Origin of the sequence: Enterobacillus tribolii, from assembly GCF_003363015.1 — a bacterium.
GTDB classification, from domain to species: Bacteria; Pseudomonadota; Gammaproteobacteria; order Enterobacterales; family Enterobacteriaceae; genus Enterobacillus; species Enterobacillus tribolii.
Genome location: NZ_QRAP01000002.1, coordinates 409,958 through 432,014 on the forward strand (window position 1 = coordinate 409,958; position 22,057 = coordinate 432,014).

At 56.7% G+C, this 22,057-nt stretch carries 11 protein-coding genes; 6 read left to right on the top strand and 5 right to left on the bottom strand.

Annotated features, from left to right (window positions below; genetic code table 11):
- Positions 1 to 2 precede the first annotated feature (2 nt).
- From C8D90_RS06605 to C8D90_RS06620, 4 genes are all read left to right on the top strand, one after another.
- Complete coding sequence (locus tag C8D90_RS06605; protein ID WP_115457631.1) at positions 3 to 776, top strand: PP2C family serine/threonine-protein phosphatase; 774 nt, start codon at positions 3 to 5, stop codon at positions 774 to 776.
- Positions 745 to 2,160, top strand: a complete 1,416-nt coding sequence (locus C8D90_RS06610; RefSeq protein ID WP_115457632.1) for a DNA-binding protein — start codon at positions 745 to 747, stop codon at positions 2,158 to 2,160. The genes C8D90_RS06605 and C8D90_RS06610 overlap by 32 nt, the downstream gene beginning before the upstream one ends.
- 1 nt (position 2,161) lies before the next feature.
- Positions 2,162 to 4,555: an energy transducer TonB gene (locus tag C8D90_RS06615; RefSeq protein ID WP_162844370.1), complete on the top strand. Its 2,394-nt coding sequence runs from the start codon at positions 2,162 to 2,164 to the stop codon at positions 4,553 to 4,555.
- Positions 4,556 to 4,931: 376 nt separating this feature from the next.
- Entirely contained in the window at positions 4,932 to 5,576 is a 645-nt protein-coding gene (locus C8D90_RS06620; RefSeq protein ID WP_115457634.1) for an acyl-homoserine-lactone synthase, read from the top strand.
- Here the strand turns inward: C8D90_RS06620 and C8D90_RS06625 are convergent, their stop codons facing one another.
- From C8D90_RS06625 to C8D90_RS06650, 5 genes are all read right to left on the bottom strand, one after another.
- The gene (locus C8D90_RS06625) at positions 5,577 to 6,293 is read right to left on the bottom strand and encodes a helix-turn-helix transcriptional regulator (RefSeq protein ID WP_115457635.1); all 717 of its coding nucleotides are present in this window, start codon (positions 6,291 to 6,293) and stop codon (positions 5,577 to 5,579) included.
- 603 nt (positions 6,294 to 6,896) lie between these two features.
- Complete coding sequence (locus C8D90_RS06635) at positions 6,897 to 8,087, bottom strand: MalY/PatB family protein (protein WP_115457637.1); 1,191 nt, start codon at positions 8,085 to 8,087, stop codon at positions 6,897 to 6,899.
- The gene (gene nhaC, locus C8D90_RS06640) at positions 8,077 to 9,552 is read right to left on the bottom strand and encodes a Na+/H+ antiporter NhaC (RefSeq protein WP_115457638.1); all 1,476 of its coding nucleotides are present in this window, start codon (positions 9,550 to 9,552) and stop codon (positions 8,077 to 8,079) included. Before nhaC ends, C8D90_RS06635 begins: the two co-directional genes overlap by 11 nt.
- 117 nt (positions 9,553 to 9,669) lie before the next feature.
- Positions 9,670 to 10,704 (bottom strand): LacI family DNA-binding transcriptional regulator, encoded by a 1,035-nt coding sequence (locus C8D90_RS06645; protein WP_115457639.1) that lies wholly within the window; start codon positions 10,702 to 10,704, stop codon positions 9,670 to 9,672.
- A gap of 296 nt (positions 10,705 to 11,000) precedes the next feature.
- On the bottom strand, positions 11,001 to 19,268 hold the full coding sequence (locus C8D90_RS06650; protein WP_115457640.1) for a non-ribosomal peptide synthetase: 8,268 nt from the start codon (positions 19,266 to 19,268) through the stop codon (positions 11,001 to 11,003).
- Between the two features lie 899 nt (positions 19,269 to 20,167).
- Between C8D90_RS06650 and C8D90_RS06655 the strand changes: the two genes are divergently transcribed.
- Both C8D90_RS06655 and C8D90_RS06660 read left to right on the top strand, forming a co-directional pair.
- The gene (locus C8D90_RS06655) at positions 20,168 to 20,797 is read left to right on the top strand and encodes a LuxR C-terminal-related transcriptional regulator (RefSeq protein WP_115457641.1); all 630 of its coding nucleotides are present in this window, start codon (positions 20,168 to 20,170) and stop codon (positions 20,795 to 20,797) included.
- A gap of 188 nt (positions 20,798 to 20,985) precedes the next feature.
- A complete protein-coding gene (locus tag C8D90_RS06660; RefSeq protein WP_115457642.1) occupies positions 20,986 to 22,044 on the top strand; it encodes an alkene reductase in 1,059 nt (352 codons plus the stop codon).
- The last annotated feature ends 13 nt before the right edge of the window (positions 22,045 to 22,057 follow it).

The window sequence follows — 22,057 nt, forward strand, 5'->3', positions numbered from 1 at the left end:
GCATGGAATGGAAAGTTTGCGCCGCGTCGGTGTGCGGAGCCGCTCATCTGGCGGCGGACACGCCCTGTCAGGATGCCTTTCACTGGGTCCGTACGCCGTCATTACTGCTGGCGGCCGTGTGTGACGGCGCGGGGTCGGCCCGTTGCGGCGGGCCGGGCGCGCAGCGGGTTTCCCGTGAATTCGCCACCCGGCTGGCGCAGGAGCCTGCGCTGGCGACGTTTCATGGCGACGAAATAGCGGCGCAGGTGTTTGCGTTGCTGGCGGATATCCGCCTGGGCCTGCAACGGGAAGCTGAAGAGGAGCAGGGCGCGTTGGGCGATTTTGCCTGTACGCTGGTGGCCGCCTGTCTGTTTGACGATCACGGCTGGTTAATTCATCTCGGCGATGGCGCGGCGGCAGCCGTGGTGAAGGATCGCGCGGATGTGGTTTCGCTGCCGGAAAACGGCGAATACGTGAATCACACCTGGTTCCTTACCTCCCCGGACTGGCGCGAGCACGTACGTATCACACCGCTGCACGGGCCGGTGACGCAAATTGTCCTGATGTCCGACGGCGTGCAGCCTTTTGCCATGAACAAGGGCGGAACGCAGCTTTTCGGCCCCTTTATTGATCCCGTACTGCGTTTCCTTGACGGCGTGGATGAAACGCAGGGATCGCAGGCACTAAGCCATACGCTGTGCGATCCCCGTATTGATGCGATTACCGGGGATGACAAAACGTTATTGATTGGCATCAGGGAAGAGTATGGTCAGGACGACGCGCCCCTGTTGGTATGACGGGCAAAAGCGCCCGATTGAACCCGGCGGGCTGATTAAGAGCGGCGGGGCGGGCAGCGTTTATCACCTTGCCGGCGGCAGGGTCGTCAAGATTTACCACGACACCATCGACAAAGCGTATTACCAGCGCAAGATTGCGGCGATGCTGACGCTGACGCCGCACCTGCCGCCGGTGCCCGGCAAACATGACCTTATTCAGCTGGCGTGGCCGGTTTCTTCCCTGCTTGATAAAAAACAGCGCTTTGCCGGCTTTATCATGCCCGAGCTGGACGTAAAGGCCAGCATTGAACTGGAATACATTCTTCAGGAACGCCAGGCGCGGGCGCACGGTCTTCCGGTCGGGCTGGGGGCGAAAGTCAGCCTGGCCGCCAACCTTTGTACGCTGGTTACCGCGCTGCATCAGCAGCGGCACCGTATCATCGATCTCAAACCAATCAACCTGCGCTTTTATAAAGAGAGCCTGCACGTCGCGATGCTGGACTGCGACGGCTTCAGTATTCAGGGCCATAAAGAGCGCTTTCCCGCAAATCAGTTTACCTCAGACTATTTAGCGCCGGAGTTTCAGGCGAGCGGGCGGATCCCGGAAGACGGAGAGGAGTATCAGGATCGTTTCGCCCTGGCCGTTATTCTGTTCCAGTTACTGAACTTCGGTATTCATCCTTACAGCGGCAGGCTGGTGAAAGACGACCTGCCGACCGACCTGCCCGGCCGCATCCGCCATCGTCTCTATGCCTACGGGCTGAAACCGCATCGCTTTATCGAACCTTCACCGGTCAGCGGCCACCAGTCGATGCCGCAGGCGATCCGGGAACTGTTTGATCTGGCGTTTGCCGCCGCCGCGCATGAGCGACCGTCTGCGCAGGTATGGGTGCAGTGCCTGCGGCCTTATGCGTTACGCAGCAACGACTTACTGAAGGTGTGCGCGAAAGATCCGGAGCATCAGCATTTTGCCGGCCATCCGTGTGCGGCCTGCGCCCGTACGGCGCTGTTGACCCGCACCGCACAGGCGCAGAAAACCACACAGCGTCAGCAGAAGAAGAGGAAAAGGGTTGCCGCTGCGCAGCCGGTAGTGCGGGCGGCGGTAGTCCGGCCGCCTCCGGCCCCGGTGCCGGCAGGGCCGCCGTCACATTGGCGCATGGGGTTTTATGGCTTGCTGTCCGTGGCGGCGCCGGTCATTTTCGCCTTATTAACAGCGATGCTTTCCCAGCAGCTAAGCCAGGATTTAGGCAACTTTAACGCTATGATCGCCGGGTTTATCGCGTCGGACTATTTCGAACAGATGACCAGCGGCATGATTGGCCTCATCAGCGTATTGATAGTGTTTATCATGATCGTGATGTTGGTTGTCCTCCCCTTCAATGTTATCCGCCGCTCCGGCCCCTGATATGAAATACGTATGGGGCATCATCATTGCACTGATCGGCGTTTGGTTACTGATTCCCTGGTGGCCGGCGGGCGTCATGCTGGCGCTTTATCATGCGCTGAACATGCTGAGCGGGGCGCTGTGGCCTGATGCGCTGGCTCCCCAGGAACACTGGTTTTTAACCTCGCTGTGGCTGGCCGGCGTGCCTGTGTTGCTCTCTTCTCTGCTGGCGTTCCGTGCAAAAAAAGATAAACGCTACCTGCTGATTTGCGGCACCGTTTTTGTGTCGCTGCTGACAATCAGCCTGTTCAATATGCCGCTGACGGCCGAAGGCGGACGCCGCTGGAAGGTGGCAAATGAGTTGCAAAACACAGCATGGAGAAGCTATTACAGCACGGGTGAATCGCTGGTGAACAGCATTGAGGAGAGCGCCTTCAGGGAACGGGAAAAGGCACAAAATAATCTGGGGCGGCTGATAGCCGAGTCTGGCAAGCGTCAGCCGCTGAGTTACCTGCCGGAGGACGCGGCGACGGCGGAAGCGATTTGGCGCCGGGCGATCGATGGCGAGGGTATTGCGCAGCTTGAGGAGCGCGCGTCCTGGCTGGTTGATCAGCCCGATCTGATGATGGCAGCCGCCATTCTTGGGATGGAACGGACAAACGTGGCGCTCGATCCGCGCCGGCCGGGATTCGTGAATGTCATCCTGGCCAACCCCCATGATGGGCAGGCCTGGCAGGGGCTGGCCCTGCAGGAGATCCTGACGCTGCACAACGGCAGGGAAGCAGGAGAAGCCATTAACAAGGCGCTCGGCGCATTGATCGTCGCGGAACTGTCAGGGAATACGGCGTCGCCGCTGAAGGCGCGTTTCGAGCAGATGTGTCGAACCTTGCCCGACTGGGTGCAGCAAACTTACGCAATTTTGCAGGCGCGCGCGCAGGTTGATAGTGCCCGGCATCAGGCGCAGGCGATCCCGCCGGAAACCGCCGCACTGGCCGACCGGGGGCTTCCCCTGCCGCTTAACGCCTTCCGGGACGTGTCGTATTTACAGAACAAAAATTACGGACAGGCTAACGTTGACTACGGGAAGTACGGCATTTTGCCGGAGAGCACGAGCGCCATCGGTCTTCCGGCGATGCGCGATCATATCGGCCAGGCAACGGTACAATTGTCGATAGACACCAACGCGGCTGGCGTGCCGGTCCTGATTTACGTTGAGCAGGGAAGTGGTTATTGGCAGGTAGACAGCGTTGCACGCAGTGCTGCGCACTCCTGGCGCTTCACCCCGACGGGAAAGCCGGAGCGCCGCATTGTGCCGGTCGAATTTGTTGATAACCGCATGGGCTGGGAAGGTTACTATGCCGGGGTTGAGCAGTTAGCTCAGGCGCTTGCCCTGCGGATGGCGCGCAATAATCCGCCAGCCGGGGACGATCCTACCCGTCAGCTGATGACGTTTCGCAGCGGGAACATCCCGGAGAAAGGCGGGCGTCTGGTGGTTAGCCGCCCCCGTGATTATCTGCGCAGTTCTCCGGCCCAGCGTACCGAAGGCACGAACGCTCAGCGTTGGAAATCTAGCGTACAGGAACTGCGGCAGCGTAACCAAACCACTCCACGGGATACTGACTTACTGAATCACCTGGCGACGCTGGAATTCATGTATTACAACGTTATGCACCGCCTCGACGCCCCCCGTGAAACCGATCCGGCAATCCGGTATGAGATGTTACTGTCATCGCGAAAACACTTTCTGGAGCTGATTGCGCTGGAACCAAATGGGTTTCGCGGATGGTATGGCTGGGCGCTGACCTGGGTTGACGAGGATGCGGAAGTAATGGCCGGCGGTACGGTGATTGCGCGACAGCTGGCGGCAAAGGTGGACAAACGGGCGACCAGACTGATTCAGGTCTTCGAACGGATGATGATGATGCGTTTGCCGGATAATGGCCGCAAGCGTTTCAGTACGATCATGGCGCGTATGGAACAACGCTATCAGATGACGCCTCCCGAGAGTGAGAATAACGCCAGCGACTACCTGGCGAACCGGGAAAAACTGGCGGCGCAGATCGTGCCGGCGGCTCAGCCGCTTCCAGCGCGTGCCGCGGGCCGTTCAACGGCGGGAAGGGAAAAGATGGCCGTGGTTGAGGGAGAAAGCGGCGTCGTTGACTTCGCGCGCGCGGGCGTTACGCCGGCGACCCGTTTTTCGCCGAAGAAAATACAGACTGCAGGCAGCACTCCCGCAGCGGGAGAGGTGTATTTGCAGATTGATGTCGATCGTACCGGTACGCCGTTGCTGGTGATGGTGACGCAGAGCAGCGGTTCCGAGGCGTTGGATCAGGGCGCGGTAGAAACGGCCTATCTATGGCGCTTTAGCCCGGGCGGAGCGGGAAAACAGGTTGATGTGGTGGTTGGCTATCCGTAACGCTGTCCGCCGCCGCACATTTCTTTTCACGCCATTTGGGGGAATCATTTTTTATATCTGAAGATAAATGGGAACGCCATAATTTATCGGCTGCAAATCTTAATTTTTCGATATATCTGTACGTAGATAATAAAACACCGGGGAAGAACGTCGTATTGATTTGCATTAAGATTATTCCAGGTGTGATTATATGGCTGGTATCAGAGAGGAATTATGCAGTCTGAATTTTGTGTGCTGCCTGCCGTCTGTTAACACAAATTAAATAGCCGGGGACGGTTTAAAAGAATTATTATTATTATGTCCCGGCATGCTCTTGATAAAGCTTCACTGATGTTACCGGATTAAATTATTTATAAATCCATATACAGGTAACATTATGTTTAATATTTATAGCGTTAACTACTCATCACTGGGTAATGATAAATCGGAAGATCTTTTTATGTTGAGAAAGAATACATTTAAAGACCGCCTGCAATGGGCCGTTAGTTGTTCTGACGGTAAGGAGCTTGATCAGTTTGATAATGATAACGCCGACTATATATTTGGTGTGAAAGATGGAATGATTATATGTGGTACGAGAATGATCGATATGAAATACAGTAATATGCTGACGAATACGTTCTCATCATTTTTTAAGAAAGTTGTGATCCCTGAGGGTAACTTCATTGAATCCACTCGCTTTTTCGTGGACAAAGAAAGAACCCGACTGCTGCTGGGGCGCAGGTTTCCTGTTACCCGGGTTTTGTTCCTGTCGCTGATTAACTATGCGAGGCAGCATCACTATGACGGCATTCTTGCCGTTGCCAGCCATCCGATGATGCATATCATCAGAACGTCAGGGTGGAATGTCTCTGTGCTGGAGACCGGCATTTCTGAAAAAAATGAGCCCGTTTACCTGTTACTCGGGCACGTAGACCCGGAAAGTCAGGAAGCATTGAAAACCAGAATATTCAGCAATGAAACTGTTCCGGATGTAAATGCGTTAAGCGCCTGGCCGTTGTCTTCCGGGGCAATGATGTAATTAACTCACCGGTTTAATCAGCTGAAGTTCCATGCCAAGACGGACAGCATGCCGGGCGTTCGCCACCCCCAGTTTTTTGACGATATTCGACATATGAAATTTGACGGTGCGCGTTTTTATTCCCAGGATAATTCCCGTTTCCTGGTAGGTTTTACCCACGCTGGCCCAGTAGAGGATTTCGTTTTCTCTGTCGGTAAAGCGGGTACTTTTTTCTGAATTTGAGGCGTTTTTTTCTGATAGCGCCATCAGCGTCAAATACTTTTCATGCACGGAGGCGAGCAGGATAGAAATATCCCCCTTGTTCTGGCTGAGCGTGTGCGTAATGTCGGCTCTCATTTCTGCGGGGATGATGAACGACAGCGTGACCAGGTTGTTGTTGTAGTCATGCAGGACAAACGTGTATCCGTTAACCAAACCAAACTCGCGGGCCTGATCGAACAGCCCGGAAAAGTGAAAACCGGAGCCGGTCAGCAGATCTTCATCCCATGAGAAGGGGGTCAGCCGGTTCAGCGCCGTGATGACGACCGGATCGGTATATTGCAGGCCGTTCTCCGTATAACGTTTAACCCATTCGTCCGGGTAATTCGTTACGCCGAAGATACATGACATATCTTTCTTGGATAACACCACGTAGGCCCAGGTGAGTTCTCCGAAATCATTTAATACCGTTTCAAGGTGATTTCTGATAATATTACTAATATTTTCTTCGTTTTCCATTAACGGCTCCGGCAACGCAAAACGGCAGAAGAGCATACGCCGTACGTGCTTCCAGCATTCGGTTCAGGGTACAGGTCAAAGTACAGTCTGTTACTGCCCTTACAGCCAGATTATTTTACCCCATAATATGTACTACTATCAGTGCAGATAACGTCTGTGCCGGCGTAAATTCCGGCTAAAAACTCCGCACTTTTCTTTAATGAGTTCGGGGAACAGACTGTCAAACACCAGGGAAATAATCAATAATTATAATGAAACAAGAACAACACGACCAGAGATGGTCGTGTTGTTTTTTTATGCGCAAACGGTCAATGTGGCCTGTTTAGTGAGCGGGAACGGTTCCTTTTATCCGGTGTTCCGGGGGGAATAAAAGAAAGGAAATGCTTTATGAAGGGCATGGCTTTTAACAGCCATGGGGCGGAATGGCGGTGAATATAACCAATTTTCCTTATCATCTGGCGTTTTTTTTTCATTATCCGGCGCGGATAAAACTCTGCCAGAAAGCGGGCTTCCTTTCCCGGCTGACTGGCAGATTCCTGGTTATGTTGGCGTTAGATCAAATTAAAGCAGTACCGCTCTGTATGGCGGTTAATTGCGCGGCATTCAGTCTTGCTTTGCCGGCGTAATGCGCATCAGTCCCTCGAGCGCTTGTTCCAGATAACGGCGCGGGCAACCGAGGTTCAGGCGGATAAAGCCTGAACCCAACGGGCCGAAACCGTTACCCATGGATGGCGCAATGCCGGCGCATTCCGTCATCACCTTTTTCAGCTCTTCATCATTCAGGCCCAGCGCGCGGCAGTCCATCCATATCAGGTAGGTGCCCTGCGCGGGCGTGATTTTTGCCCAGGGCAGCCAGGCGGCGACCTGCTCCGCGAACCACGCCCGGTTTTCGGCCAGATAGACCAGAAGTTCGTCCAGCCACGGCGCGCCGTCGCGATAAGCCGCGCTGGCAGCTTCCATCGACAGCGCGTTGAAAACGTCCAGCCCGTGCGCGTTCAGCCGTTGGGTAAAATTATCCCGCAGCGTTTCATCGGGGATCAGGAAGTTCGAAATACGCAGTGATGAAAGGCCGAAGGTTTTGCTGGCCGACGTTGCCGCGATGACCCGCGGATGCCAGCGCGTGCCCAGGTGCAGCACCGAGGTGAAGGTGCTGCCGGGCAGCAGCAGGTCGGCCCAGATTTCATCCGACAGCACGGTGACGTCGTATTTTTCGCACAGGAACAGCAACTGGGTCAGCTCATCCGCCGACCAGCAGCGCCCCGTCGGGTTATGCGGGTTGCACAGAATGAACAGGGAGGGGCGCTGCGTGTGCAGCAACGCTTCCAGCTGTTCGAAGTCCATGACGTAGCCCTGTTCCGCATCCTCTTTCAGCGGGTTTTCCAGCAGCGTGCGCTGGTTGAGCGTCACGATTTTGGCGAAGGAGCCATAATACGGCCCCTGTACCACGACGCCGTCGCCCGGTTTGCTGAGCATCTGCAGCAGCAGCGCCAGGCCCGGCACCACGCCTTCAATGCTGCATACCCATTCCGGCCGGAGCGCCAGCCGGTGGCGTTTGGCGAACCACCTGACCAGCGCATCGTAGTAACCGGCGTCGCGTTCGCTGTAACCGAAAACGCCGTGGTCGACCCGGTGATGCAGGGCCTCCCGCACGTTCGGCGGGCAGGGAAAGTCAAAATCAGATACCCACATGGGTAACAACGACGGCGCGGACATTCCCGGATTACGCGCCATAAAATCCCACTTTACCGATCCCGTATTATGACGGTCGACGATCAGGTTAAAGTCATTTTGCATTTATTACCGTCCTCGTTTCCTGTTCTGTAGCCATGCTTTCCGCCGCTGCGGTTTTTGGCGTTCTGGCGATGCCGAAGCCGGTGAAGCCGTAAATCAGCGCGAAGAAAATGGCGGCGTAGCATTGGATGGCCCAGGGCAACAGATCGAGCGTGCTGACGCCGAGCGTCGTCGCCATGTACACGCCGGCCGACGTCCAGGGCAGCAAAGGCTCGATGACGGTGCCCGCATCCTCGATGGTGCGCGACAGGTTCTTGGTGTCGAGGCCCATGCGGAGGTAGGCGTCTTTGAACAACTCGGCGGGAACCAGCAGCGCCAGTTTGCCGTCGCTGGTGGCGCCGGTAACCAGAATGGTGGTGCCGATGGTGGCGGCGATCAGCTGGCCTACGGAGCGGATAACCGTCAGCAGGCGGTTGATGATGATGTTCAGCGCGCCGGTAATCGTCAGGGCGCCGGCAAAGGAGAAGGCGCAGAATACCAGCAGAATGGTGCTCATCATGGAGAACATCCCGCCACGGTTCAGCAGACGCGGCACGTCGGCGATGATGCCTTCTGCACCCTGCGGGAACATCGAGATGTTAAAGCCGTCCATGAACGCGTCCAGGCCCTGTTTAATGCTCAGCCCTTGGAAGATGATGCCGAGCACGACGGCCAGCAGGCAGGCGGACAGCATTGCCGGAATAACCGGCTTTTTACGGACAGCGCCCCACAGCACCAGCACCGGCGGCAGCAGCAGCAGGATGTTGAAATTGTACAGACCGTCCAGCGCGGTGATGATGTCGGTGACCCGCTGCGGCGTGGCGACGTCACCCATCATGCCGCTGTGGCCGGCGATCAGGTAAACCACTGCGGCCAGGACGAAGCTGGGAATGGTGGTGTACATCAGGTGTTGAATATGCTCATACAGCGTCGTATCGGCGACGATGGCGGCAAAGTTGGTGGAGTCGGACAGCGGCGAGATTTTATCGCCGAAGTAGGCGCCTGAAACCACGGCGCCCGCGGCGGCGGCCAGCGAGACGTCCAGCCCTGCGGCAACGCCCATCAGCGCCACGCCGACGGTGCCGGCCGAGCCCCAGGAGGTCCCGGTACAGACCGACACCACGCTGGTGAGGAAGAAGGCGGCGATCAGGATGTACTGAGGGCTGATCAGCTTGAGGCCCCAGTAAACCATGTAAGGAATGGTGCCGCTGAACATCCAGGTGCCGATCAGCCCACCCACGCAGATCAGGATCATAATGACCGGCATGGCCTTCGCCAGCTTGCTGACGATGGAATGCATGATCTCATCCCAGCTGTAGCCCTGCCACCAGGCGATGCCTGCGGCAATGGTGGCGGAGAAGAGTAACAGGGGTTCGATACGCAGCTCCATGACGCCATAGCCGATGATCAGCAGGGCGAGCATGGAAACGATAGGAATCAGCGCCAGCCCAAACGAGAGCGTTTTCTTGTCGTTTTCTTTCGCATTCATGATGGTGCTCCAGATGTGTGGTGTGGCCTTAGGGTAGGGGGAATCGTGTGGTTCAAACGTGATCTCTGGAAGCAAGTCATGTAAGCGCTTACATGGAGTTTTGAAGTGGAATATTCATCACAGTTTTGCTGATTGACGTTCAATATCTCCGCTGAATGGAGGAGATACCGAGTCACGCAGTACCAGCTCCGCGCTGAAAACATGGGCGCGGGGCGGTGGCGTCTGCTCCTGAGCTAACTGGATGGCGAGCTGGCTGGCGCGCCGGGCCATGCGCTCCACGGGGTAATGCATCGTGGTGAGCGCGGGGTAGAGGTAGCGGGCCATCACGACGTCATCGAAACCGACCAGCGACAGTTGCTCCGGCAGGCGCAGACCGCGTTGATGCAGGGTGCGCATCATGCCGGCAGCCATCACGTCGTTGAAAGTGAAGGCGGCGGTAAACGGCACGCCGCTGTTAAGCAGCTTTAGCGCGGCGGTTTCGCCGCCTTCTTCGTCAAACGGTACGCTGATCACCCAGTTTTTCTCCGGCATGATACCGTGTTCGACCAGGGCCATGCGGTAGCCGGTCAGGCGCTGTTCACGATCGGCGATAGGCAGGTCCGAGGTGATGCAGGCGATGCAGCGATGCCCGTTAGCGATCAGATGCTCGGTTGCCAGCCGTGCCGCGGAGACGTTGTCGAGCCAGACGCAGCGGTTCGCCAGCGCGGGAATATAGCGGTTCACCAATACCATGGCCGGGGAGTGCGCGCCGTAGCGGATCAGCTCTTCATCGGATAAACGGCTGGCATGTACCACGATGGCTTCGCAACCCTGGTTGATCAGAAAATCGATGCCGGATTTTTCCAGCTTTTCCTGGTGCCCGCCGCTGCATACCATCAGCCGGTGCCCCTGCTGGCGGGCCACCTCTTCCACGCCACGGGCGAGACGGGAGAAAAAGGGATCGGCCAGATTCCCCGTCAGCAGGCCCAGCATGTCGCCGCTGCGTTTGGCCAGCGCCAGGGCGGCGGCGTTACGCCGGTAATGCAGATCGCGCATGGCTTTCTCAACGCGCTCGCGGGTGACCGGTTCAACGTAGGCGGTCTGGTTGATAACGCGCGATACGGTGGCGGTGGATACGCCGGCCAGCAGCGCAACCTCTTTCATCGTCGTCATATCACGTAGTGTCCTTTTTTATTCTGGGTGGTATCAGTTTTTTCTGAGACTCATCTTATTCCATTTCGTGCGCCGGACAATAAAGGGAATATCGATACGTGACGCCTCCCCGTTTCTTCTTTTTGGCACGGGGGTGGGATTGCGTATTTGTGCGGGGGAGGGCAAGCCGCCGATGAGCGGCAGAGAGCATGTGGATGAAAAGTTCGGTGCGGTTACCTCCGAACGGGGTGTTTTTGCGGGGTTAAGCGGGAATACCCGGCATTTTTGCCGGGCATTCCCGTTGAGGAACGAATATGTTACGGCAGGTTTTTACGCAGCGCCGCGGTTAACGAGGCCGCCAGTTCCTGACGATGGGCCTGCTCTATCATCATCGTATTATGATTGCCGCCGATCTGTTGCACGGTAATCGACGCGGCCGGTAGCGCGGTATCCCATCCCATCGGCGAGTCATCCTCGCGGCAATACCCTGCGGGTATAACGACTTGACCGTGAGAGTAAAGGTCCGTGAGCAATTCCTGATCCTCCTGACGGGCTTTGAAGAGGTGAATATCGAGGTCATGCGGCACGATATTGGCGGTTTCAATCAGTTGGGCATAATGGAAGCACTGCCGCCACGTTGCCGACTGAGTGCTGATTCCCGCACGTTGCACGGCGTCCACGATTTCATCCAGCGGGCGATTCTGCAGGCTTTGCAGCCAGTCGTTGTCCTGTACCTGACGTGTCGCCCTCAGCCAGTGCAGCAGCATGTGTTCCGGCCCGAACACCGTGGGAACCGGCGGGCACAGGGTGTCGATCAATCCGACGAAGGCGATCTGCTCGCCCTCATCCTGCAGGCGTGCGGCAACTTCCCAGGCCAGTACGCCGCCGGATGAATAACCGGCCAGATAATAAGGCCCGTCCGGCTGAACCTTCCGTATCATCCCGACCATTCTGGTGGTCAACTCCGCCAGCGTTGCGGGCTGTTCGACCGCTTCGTCCTGCCAGGGCAGGGCATAAACCGGAAACGCCGGATCAATATGTTTCGCCAGTTCAAAGGCATAAACGTAATCACCGAAACCGCTCGGCGTGAAGAACAGCGGCGCGTGTTCACCTTCGCGGCGTATCGCGATGGCCGCATCGCCCGTAGCGCCTGACGGGTTCGTCAGCGCTTCGGCTAATGTGGAAAGCTCCGGCGTAATAAACAGTTGCTGTAAGGAAAGAGGATAACCCAGGGCTTTTACCCGGTTGACCATGCGTACCGCCAGCAACGAGTGGCCGCCCAGCGCCATGAAGTTATCGTTGCGGCCGATCCGTTCCGCGCCGGGCAGCAGCTCGCGCCAGATGGCGGCCAGCTGTTCCTCCAGCCCTGCCCGCGGCGCTTTGTAGTTGCTGCTGCGCATTACCGCGCCGTTGTCCGGCTCAGGAAGCGCACGCCGGTCCAGCTTGCCGTTGGTGGTCAGCGGCATGGCCTCCAGCCGGGTGTAGCTGCGCGGCACCATATATTCCGGCAACCGGCCGGACATCCAGCGGTGCAGCTCCTCCGCGTCGGGCGCCGGTCCTTCAGACGCGGAGACCCACCAGGCGGCCAGGTAGCGGCTTTCCCCCTGACCGCAGGCCTGCACGGCGGCTTCGCGTATGCCGGGATGCTCGGCAAGCTGTATCGCCACTTCGCCCGGTTCAACCCGGTAGCCGCGTATTTTCACCTGTTCATCGTTGCGGCCGAGGAACTCAAGGCTTCCGTCGGGCAACCAGCGGGCCAGATCGCCGGTGCGGTACATATGCATTGCGTCCTGATGGATGAACGGGTCGGGCAGGAAGCGTGTCTGCGTCAGCTCCGGCCGATTCAGGTAGCCGCGGGCGACCTGAGCGCCGCCGACATAGAGTTCGCCCACCGCGCCCAGCGGAACAAGCTGCTGGTGGTGATCCAGCAGATAAATGCGGGTATTGGCGATGGGGTAGCCGATGGAGGCCGCCGGCGAGGTTGCCTCTATCATGCGCGACGTCACGAGGACGGTGCTTTCCGTCGGCCCGTAGCTGTTTCTTACCTGCACGCCCTCCGGCACGGCCAGCGGCCAACTGCGGATGATATCGCCGCCGATCAACAGCTGGCGCAGGTTTGCCGGCAGGCAGTTGCTGGCGATGGCCACTTCCGCCAACGGCGTGATGACATAGGAAATCTGCGCTTCGCTGTCGCGCCACCAGTGCAGCAGAGCCTCCGGATCGCCGACGGTATGAGGCGGCGGCAACAGCAGCGTAGCGCCTTGCACCAGCGCGGGCCAGACTTCCCATACACAGCCGTCAAAGCTCAGGCCGGCCATGCTGGTGGCGTACTCTCCGGCCTGCAGCCCGATGGTTTCTGCATACCAGTGAATGAGGTTAAGCAATTGCCGGTGCTCGACCATCACGCCTTTCGGCTGGCCGGTGGAGCCCGATGTGTAAATGATATAGGCCAACTGCCCAGGTTGCGTACGGCACGGGGGATCGTCGTCCCGAGTTGGCAGGCGGTCGACGTCCTCCAGTGACAGCATGGGCGTGTCGTGCTGACCTAACGCTTTGCGGCCCGCGGCGTCCGCGAGTAGCAGGACGGCCTGACTGTCTTGCAGGATGTAGTGCAAACGCTCGCTGGCGTAGGCGGGATCGAGGGGAACATAGGCCGCGCCGGTTTTGAAAATAGCCAGCAGGGCGGCGATCATGCCAATGCTGCGTTCGGAGCACAACGCAATCCGGCTTTCCGGGCCGATGCCGCGGGCGATCAGATCGTGCGCTATTCCATTGGCCTTCTGGTTAAGCTGGGCGTAGCTCAAACGGCCGTCGCCGCAGATCAGCGCACTGGCCTGCGGCATCTGGCGCGCCCGGGTGGCGATCAGGTCGTGGGTGAACGCCGCCTGGCAGTAATCTCTGGCGGTGTCGTTGAGCTGCTCCAGCAAAAAGGTGACTTCATCGTCGGGGATGATCGCCAGTTCGCACAGCGGCGTATCCGGGGCATGCTCCAGCGCGTCGGTCAGGGCGTGCAGCGCCCGTTGCATATAGCTACAGATGCGCTGCGGTTCAATGGGGGAGGCGACCTGCGCGGTGACGACCAACGATGTCTGGTTGTCATCAACCGACAGAACCAACGGATAGTTGGTACGTTCTTCCGCATCCAGCAGCGTTACGCCCTGCGGCAAATCAATGCCTTCCCCGTTGTTGTGGCGATAGTTGAGCAACGCGTTGAACAACGGAGTGCCGGCCGGAATGTTGCTGCACCGCTGCGCCAGGGCCAGCGTGGCGTGTTCATGCGCCAGCAGTTCGCTCAGGCGGACGTGCGCCCGGCGTACCGCGACTTCGGTTTCCGCGTCGTCGATGTCCAGCCTTAACGGCAGCGTATTAATGAACAGGCCCATCGCGCGATCGACCCCTTCACCGGCCGCCATCCGGCCCAGCAGGACGGTGCCGAAGACAGCGACATCACGGCAGCTGGTGCGCGCGATGATCAGCGCCCATGCCAGATGGCATAAGGTCGCCAGGCTGATGCCCAGCCTCTTTGCCTGCTGGCGCAGGCGCTGATTCAGGTCGGTCGGCAGAATGCGCTGTGCGTCGGCGATATGCTGGCCGTCGCCATGTATATCGCTGATACCGTATGGCAGAACCGGTTCGTCGATGTCGTCCAGCATGGCGCGGAAGAAGCGCTCATGTTCGTCGTAACCGGGACCCAGCCGGGCCTGGGCGACGGCGTTGCGGAAAGGCTGTACCCCCGGCAAGGTATGGGCGTTGCCGTCCAGAATGACGTTCACTTCCTTGATCATCAGCGCCAGCGTTGAGTGATCGCCGATCAGATGGTGCCACTGTTGCAGTACGCACCAGCTTCCGTCGGGCTGCGGGGCGGCGACGAAATGGAACAACGGCGGTTGGGTAATGTCCTGACGGGTATGGCGGGGATGGTAACGTTCCAGCAGTTGCCGGCCGATTTCGCCGTCCTGCGGATCAAGCGCTGGTTCGGTCAGCGACAGGCGGGCGTTACGGTACACCACCTGCACGGGCGTTGATAATCCTTCGCAGAAAAATGCCGTACGCAGGATATCGTGACGATCGATAACCTGTTGCATCGCGGCCAGCCAGCGGTCGAGCAGATCGCGGCTGCTGAAGCGCAGCAGTGCCGACAGCAGGTAGGGATCGCCTTCTTCAGCCAGCAGATGATGGAAAAGAATGCCTTCCTGTAACGGCGACAGGGCGTAGATATCCTGCACGTTGGCGCTTCCTCCGGGAAGCCGTGCGGTCAGGGCATCGATCTCGTTCTGGCTCAGCGTAACCAGCGGCAGCATATCCGGGGTGATGCGCGGGCAGTCCGGCGGAATGCGGTTCTCCGGGATGTCGATGTCATGCTGTGTGGTCAGCGCCTGTGCCAGCGCGGAGAGCGTCGGGTTGGAAAACAGCGCCAAACCGTCGGCCGGCAACCCCGCCTGGCGCAGCTTCCCGGCCAGTTTTACCGCCAGCAGGGAATGACCGCCCAGCTCGAAAAAGTTATCGTGCCGGCCGATGCGTTCCACGCCGAGTAACTCAGACCAGATGGTCGCCAGCAACGTCTCGGTGTCTCCCTGAGGCGCTTCATACGTTTCATGCTGAAAACTTTCCGCCGTAGGCGGCGGCAGTGCGCGGCGATCCACCTTGCCGTTCGGGGAGAGCGGCAGCGCCTCCAGCAGCATATAGGCCGCCGGGGCCATATAGCTGGGCAGCGCCGTACCAATATGCTGGCGCAGCAGGGCGGGCAACGCGGTCGCATCCGCGTTTTTTTGCGGCACGATCCAGGCGATGAGGCGCGCGTTTCCGTCGGCGTCCTCAACGGCGTCAACCACGGCTTCGTTTACCGCCGGATGTGCGGCTAACTGAGCTTCGATTTCCCCCAGCTCAATGCGGAAGCCGCGGATTTTGACCTGCTGATCGTTACGGCCGATATATTCCAGGCTGCCATCGGGCAGAAAACGCATTAGGTCTCCGGTGCGGTATAAGCGTCCGTTTGGCTCGAAAGGATCGTCAATAAAGCGTTCCGCGGTCAGATCCGGCCGGTTCAGATAGCCGCGCGCGACCTGCGTGCCGCCGATATACAGTTCGCCTATCGCCCCTAACGGCACCTGCTTGCCTTGCGGATCAAGCAAATAGAGGCGCGTGTTGGTCAGCGCCCGGCCGATGGAGGGCACCGGCAGGCCGGTGTTCGCCGGGCCGGACGTGACGACGACGGTCGCTTCCGTAGGGCCATAATTATTAATGACGTCCAGGTGCGGCGGGGCGGGCAGCGGCCAGCGGCGGAGGCGATCGCCGCCGATCAGGAGCTTACGCAGCGTCGGGGGGATATTTCCGTTTGCTAGCGCCACTTCGGCGAGCGGCGTAATCATAAAGGCCACGTGCGCGTCGCAATCGCTCCACCAGGTCAGCAATGCTTCGCTGTCGCCGACGGTATGCGGCGGGGGAAGCAGCACCGTCGCGCCCTGCGTCAGCGCCGGCCAGATTTCCCATACGCTGGCGTCAAACCCCACGCCCGCCATGTTGGGCGTGCGTTCGCCGGGCTGTAATCCGCTGGCCTCAAGGTGCCACATAATCAGGTTCGTCAGGCTGCGGTGCTCGACCATCACGCCTTTAGGGTTGCCCGTTGAGCCGGAGGTATAAATCACATAGGCCAGATGGTGCGGCTGCGTTCGGTTCTGCGGCGGCGCATGGGCTGGCATCGGCGGCAGCGGTTGCTCAAGGTTAAGGATCGGCAGCGGTTGTTCGCCTACCGCGCGCCGGCCGATCTCGTCGGCGATTAACAGCACCGGAGCGGCGTCTTGCAGTATGTATTGCAGGCGCTCGCCGGGATAGCTCGGATCAAGCGGAATATACGCACCGCCTGCTTTTAACACCGCCAGCAGCGCCACGATCATGTCTGCGCTGCGCGCGCTGCAAACGGCGACCCGGCTTTCCGGGCTGATGCCTTTTTCAATCAGATGCAGCGCCAGTTGGTTAGCCCGCGCGTTCAGCTCGGCATAGCTCAGGGATTTATCGCCGCACTCTACGGCGCAGGCATGCGGCGTGAGCTGGGCGCGGGCCTCAAATAACGCATGGACCGAGTGATTGACGGGGTAATCCCGGGTGGTTTCGTTCCAGGCCTTCAGTTGGTCGTGTTCATCATCGGTTACCAGCGCGTAGTCCTGAACCGCCGACTGCGGCGCAGACGCGGCCTGTTGCAGCAGCAAAAGCAGGTGCTGATTCGCCCGCTGGATATATTGCTCCGGCACCGACGCCGCATCATAGAACCAACGGAAGGCGCCGTCTTCCTTGCTGATTTGCAGGATTGCGCGGGCGCCGGAGGAGAGGACCTTTTCCATCATGGCGCCGGACGCCATCTCATGGTGTTGGCCGGGGAGCAACAATACCGTTGTCGGCCATACCTGCTGGCTGCCGTCGGCATGGTTCACCATGACGGCCGGGTAATAAGGCGTGCGGGACAGCGCCTGAGCATACTCGTGGCGGAGGGATTCCTGTATCTGCGGGAATGTTTGCGTTGTGTCCAGTGAGATTTGCAGCGGCAGGGTTTGCTGGCATAAGGCCCCCGTTCCTTCCCAGAGCCTGATGCGATCGGCTTCCAGCCAGCCGATTTGGAAGTCACTGCGATTTTCCATCCGCGCCAGATAAATTGCCAGCGCGGTAAGCACCGGTTCGGCTCCGCGCTGCCCGGTGTATTGTTGCCAGGCGGTGTTTTTCCAGCTTGGCGTCGAGGCTTGTTGTTGGTGCAGAACCGGAAATACGATGGGAGCGAAATGCGTCAGCCGGGGTTGCCAGAACGGTTGCTGCGGGGCGGCGGCGGCATAGGCCCGGGCGAGCAGGTCCGCATCGGTGCGGGTAATCAGCGGAAGCTGTGAACCGGCCTGCAACTGATAGCGCTGCGCCAGCAGGCGGGCATCAAAGGAGGCGCCGTCGGCGTGACGGAATGCCCCGACCATCACGGCGCCTGAGCCGGTGGCGATCTCCCAGCCATCGTGATGAATCGCGAGTAGCGTGCCGGGATTGGCGTTGCAATCCGATGGAATGACCTTCAGAGAACCTGCGCTGATGGCCTGCGTTCGATCGGGCAACAGGATTTTGATCGGGCAGACTTTAGCGCCGTAATGCAGCGCATTCGCGAACCGTTGCAGCTCGGCGGCCGGTTGATCCCAGCAAAGAAACCCTGCGGCGGCGGGCAGGCGGCGGTGCGCATAAAAACTGCCGGCAACGTCGTTTTCAGACTGCCCGGTTATGTACTGATCGAATTCGGCTACGCTGCTCTCCGGCCGTGAACAGCATGCCAGCAAAATTTCCAACAGCCTTTGTTGCAGGGCATCGAGCTGGGGTTGGGAATGCGCGTACTCGGCATCGATTAACATAACGTCCAGTTCTTTGGTTTGCGGGTTTTCATAAAACATGATTTGCAAATCATTGACGGCAATATTCCCGCCGTAATACCACTGGGTCCGGCACCCGGCAAAAGAGACGCCGTGATCAAAAGAAATAATGTTAATAGCAGGGCCAAACCAGGATGAGTCCGGGCTTACCTGATCCCGGCGAATATCTTCGCCGCGGTACAACTGAAACCGCATTATTTTGGCAATATCAGCGGCGACTTGCTGAATAAATTCAGAAATGGTTTTCTCAGGAGTGATGTTGATAATCAGCGGAATAACGTTGGACGTCATCCCGATGCAATGCTTCTCACGCGTACCGGTTACCGGGAGGCTGAAATTCAGCGCGCACTGGCCCGTCACGTTGTAGAACAGCAAGGCCGTTGCGGCGAGGAATATATGCGCCCGCTTAACGCCGGTGTTCCGTGCCAGTTCTTCCAGCCAGGAAACGTCTTTTTCCTCCAGCAGGGAGGCGCTGGTTAAGGTGTCGGCATACGGAATGCGTTGTTCTTTTCTGGTTAACGTCCTTGGCATGTCGGTAGTGTAGTCTTGCCAGAACGCTTTATCGGTAGCAAAACGCGGAGAACTGCGATATCGGGCATCGCTTTCATTGAGCTGGTTGAAGTCGGAAGGCTCAAATTCGGGGAGAGGATTGTGGGATGAGAGGGCGTTGTAATTAAGCACAATGCGCCGGGTTAATTCTTCGCCGCTCCGGCCGTCAAAGAGAATATGATGCGCCCTGCGGTAAAACAGATACGTTTCCGGCGCCAGTTTTAATAAAGCGAATCGCAGCAGATCCTGATCGGTGGCTGATATTACCCGGTACGCATCATTGTGCATCCAGTTTATCGCCCGCTGCTTCGGGTTATCGCCGTTGCTGAAATCAATTTCTATCATTGAATCAGGGGCGCGCGGCGTTTGGTATTGATAAAGCTCACCATTTTTTTCAAAAAAATGGGCGTGTAAATAAGGCATTTCGTTTAAAACAATGTTGAATGCCTGTTGTAGCCGTTTGAAATTAATGTCGCCCTCAATAAGCGCATAACTCCATATATTAAAGGGGAAATTTTCCGTGAATTTTTCGCTTAGCCATAGCTCGCGCTGTGCGGCGCTGACCTCATATATTTCATCCTCCGGGCTTGCGATGGAGTAATTATTACTAATGGCTGTCGAACTATTTCCTGAGTGATTATTCATGGTAGCACCTTATCATCCGATAGTTTTATTACCTTGCTCATAAGAATTAAAAGCCAATGCTTACAATGAGTTGAATAATTACCGCGGGAATATATTACATGTCTATTATGACAGTTTTACTTAATTGTTAATCAACTCTTCTTTATTCTTTAACCAAGAATGCCCTCATTAGCAAATAAAGGGTAAGGCGCAGAGTAGGAGTTGGAATGTAATGATATTGCTATCAGTTTCTTATATTAAGAGATAAACCAACGTAAAGTTTCCTTTCGTATTTAAGTTGTCGTATGAATTTACGTTAGGGTGACTTTATGAATCAGGTGGCTTTTGTCGGACAAATTCGGGATTTTTTGAGATGAGGGTAATTTTTAGCTTTTTCATATCGTAAATTTCCGGGGTAAGTTGCCGGAAAGGGCCTTGAATGAGGTCTTATGGATCATAATTTATTTATGAGCCAACGAAAAATTCCGTATTTTGGCGTCAGAGTGAAAATGCTAAATAAAAGGTGGTCTGGTATGACAGTTTTGCTTAACTATGGACAGGCAATTTCTTTATTCTGGATTGGTATTATCAGCGTAGGTTTGGTATTGGTGTGATCTGTTTTATTATCGCTGGTTATCCTATGTTATCTGCGCTAAATCATTAAACTTCTCTTTGTTATGCAGCTATTTATTTTTCAATAATTCAAATGGAGGGAATAATGAGGGTATTTAGTGTTGTTGCTTGCTTTTTTCTTAATTCACTATAAAAATGTTTATATGTGTTTAATTTTGGATTTTTATATCGCAATTATCAATTTTAATTAAATTAATTGTCGCGCAAAAGGTGATCACGCAGTAGACAGGCAATGCACATATTCAGTGACTTTTATGGCATGCAGAATGGTCATGTAAGGAGAGAAAATGGCATTGATTACTCCGAAAAATAATCCAGGGTATACACAATTAGGGGACCATCGTATTTTAGTGCTGGAACCCAACTACATTTCCTGGCTGGGTATCTACAGCTTGATAAAAGAGGTTGATGGAAAAGAAGAAAATATATGCCGTTTGTTTAAAGTGAAAATGCTGTACGACATTTCATGTTCTTTTTTACCTGACGTTATTTTATTGCCGTCGGTTGACGGTAATATGAATCTTTTGGCGTTGATACAACAACTTTCCAGCCTGGCCTCCCACTCATCCCCCCCGCGTATCGTGGCGTGCCTTAAGGACAATATTCCCTATCTGGACAATTTATTGTATTCGCTGGGTGTGCAGACGGTTGTCACCTCACTTTGTTCTCCGGAAGAGCTGATAAACAGCCTTACGAAAGAAGCCGGTGAGCAGACGGTGTTGTTTACGCCGCAGGAGCGGAATATTCTGCAGGAAATGCTGGCCGGTCGCAGCATTGACAGAACGGCAAAGATGATGGGGAAAAGTATTTATGCCATCAGCTCTCAGAAGCAAGCCGTGATGCAAAAGCTGAAGATGCGTAATCCGATAGAACTGCAACTGCTTGGCGGAAGGCTGATCGCATCAGGCATCAAATAGGAGCGCTAATCATCTGGTGGGGCGTAAATACGCTTGGACATTGAATGACGTGCTTAGGTGATGTCCAGGCACGACATTATGATTATTGTTCCATAAACGGAATAGTCATTCCCATTTCCCTGCGTTTATTCCGCCTGTTTTTTCACCGAAGATGTTCGTCTCAAAGACGAAAATATAAGGACATCATCATGAGCAACATCTTCAGCCCTGTACAGGTAGGCAAATACGCCTTAAGCAACCGTATCGTCATGGCGCCGATGACCCGTTCGCGGGCGCAGGTTGATGGCACGCCGGGTGAGCTGGCTGCGGAGTATTACGCCCAGCGTGCGGGAGTGGGGCTGATAGTGGCAGAAGGGACGCAGCCCTCGGATGACGGGCAGGGATATCTGACCACGCCGGGTATTTACACCGATGCGCATATTGCCGGCTGGAGAAAGATTGCGGATGCCGTTCATGCGAAAGGCAGCCCTATTTTCATTCAGCTGATGCATGCCGGACGGATGTCCCATCCTGATAACACGCCTCATCATCGCCAGGGTGTTGCGCCGTCGGCCATCGCTCCCGGCACGGGGATGTTTACCATGACTGGGTTGCAGGATATTCCGCAGCCGCGCGCCCTGACCACTGAAGAAGTGCGCAGTACCGTTAATGATTTTCGTTTTGCCGCACGCTGTGCGGTTAACGCCGGGGCTGATGGCGTTGAAATTCATGGGGCGAATGCTTACCTGATTCAGCAGTTCCTGGCGCCCAGCGCAAATACCCGTGATGATGAGTACGGCGGTTCTATCGAAAACCGTGCGCGCTTCGCGCTTGACGTCGCGGCCGCTGTTGCGCAAGAGATTGGCGCGGAACGCACGGCGATTCGATTGTCGCCGGGCACCAGTATGTGGGGGATTGATGAGGGGGAAGAAGGCCCGGATCTTTATCGTTACCTGGTGGCGGAGCTTAACAAGCTGGGCCTGGCTTATCTGCACATCATGCATCAGGGCAACGAACCGTTGCTGGCTGATATCCGCCGCTTGTGGCAAGGCGTGCTGGTGCTTAACCGCCCCGGACGGGCGCGTGAAGATGTGGGGGCGGACGTGACTTCCGGCCTGGCGGATCTGGAAGCCTATGGTCAGATGGTGCTGGCGAATCCGGATTTCGTGGTGCGGCTGCAGTCGGGCGCACCGATGAATGAGGCCGATCGTAATACTTTCTTTGGCGGCGGGGCGCAGGGTTATACCGATTATCCCTTCTTACCGTAACGGATTCATATTC

What these genes read in the sequence shown, in the direction of transcription:
- C8D90_RS06610 (WP_115457632.1), top strand. Translation starts at nt 745, where the DNA reads ATGGTCAGGACGACGCGCCCCTGTTGGTATGACGGGCAAAAGCGCCCG.
- C8D90_RS06635 (WP_115457637.1), bottom strand. Translation starts at nt 8,087, where the DNA reads ATGCAAAATGACTTTAACCTGATCGTCGACCGTCATAATACGGGATCG.
- C8D90_RS06620 (WP_115457634.1), top strand. Translation starts at nt 4,932, where the DNA reads ATGTTTAATATTTATAGCGTTAACTACTCATCACTGGGTAATGATAAA.
- C8D90_RS06655 (WP_115457641.1), top strand. Translation starts at nt 20,168, where the DNA reads ATGGCATTGATTACTCCGAAAAATAATCCAGGGTATACACAATTAGGG.
- C8D90_RS06645 (WP_115457639.1), bottom strand. Translation starts at nt 10,704, where the DNA reads ATGACGACGATGAAAGAGGTTGCGCTGCTGGCCGGCGTATCCACCGCC.
- C8D90_RS06615 (WP_162844370.1), top strand. Translation starts at nt 2,162, where the DNA reads ATGAAATACGTATGGGGCATCATCATTGCACTGATCGGCGTTTGGTTA.
- C8D90_RS06660 (WP_115457642.1), top strand. Translation starts at nt 20,986, where the DNA reads ATGAGCAACATCTTCAGCCCTGTACAGGTAGGCAAATACGCCTTAAGC.
- C8D90_RS06605 (WP_115457631.1), top strand. Translation starts at nt 3, where the DNA reads ATGGAATGGAAAGTTTGCGCCGCGTCGGTGTGCGGAGCCGCTCATCTG.
- C8D90_RS06625 (WP_115457635.1), bottom strand. Translation starts at nt 6,293, where the DNA reads ATGGAAAACGAAGAAAATATTAGTAATATTATCAGAAATCACCTTGAA.
- nhaC (WP_115457638.1), bottom strand. Translation starts at nt 9,552, where the DNA reads ATGAATGCGAAAGAAAACGACAAGAAAACGCTCTCGTTTGGGCTGGCG.
- C8D90_RS06650 (WP_115457640.1), bottom strand. Translation starts at nt 19,268, where the DNA reads ATGAATAATCACTCAGGAAATAGTTCGACAGCCATTAGTAATAATTAC.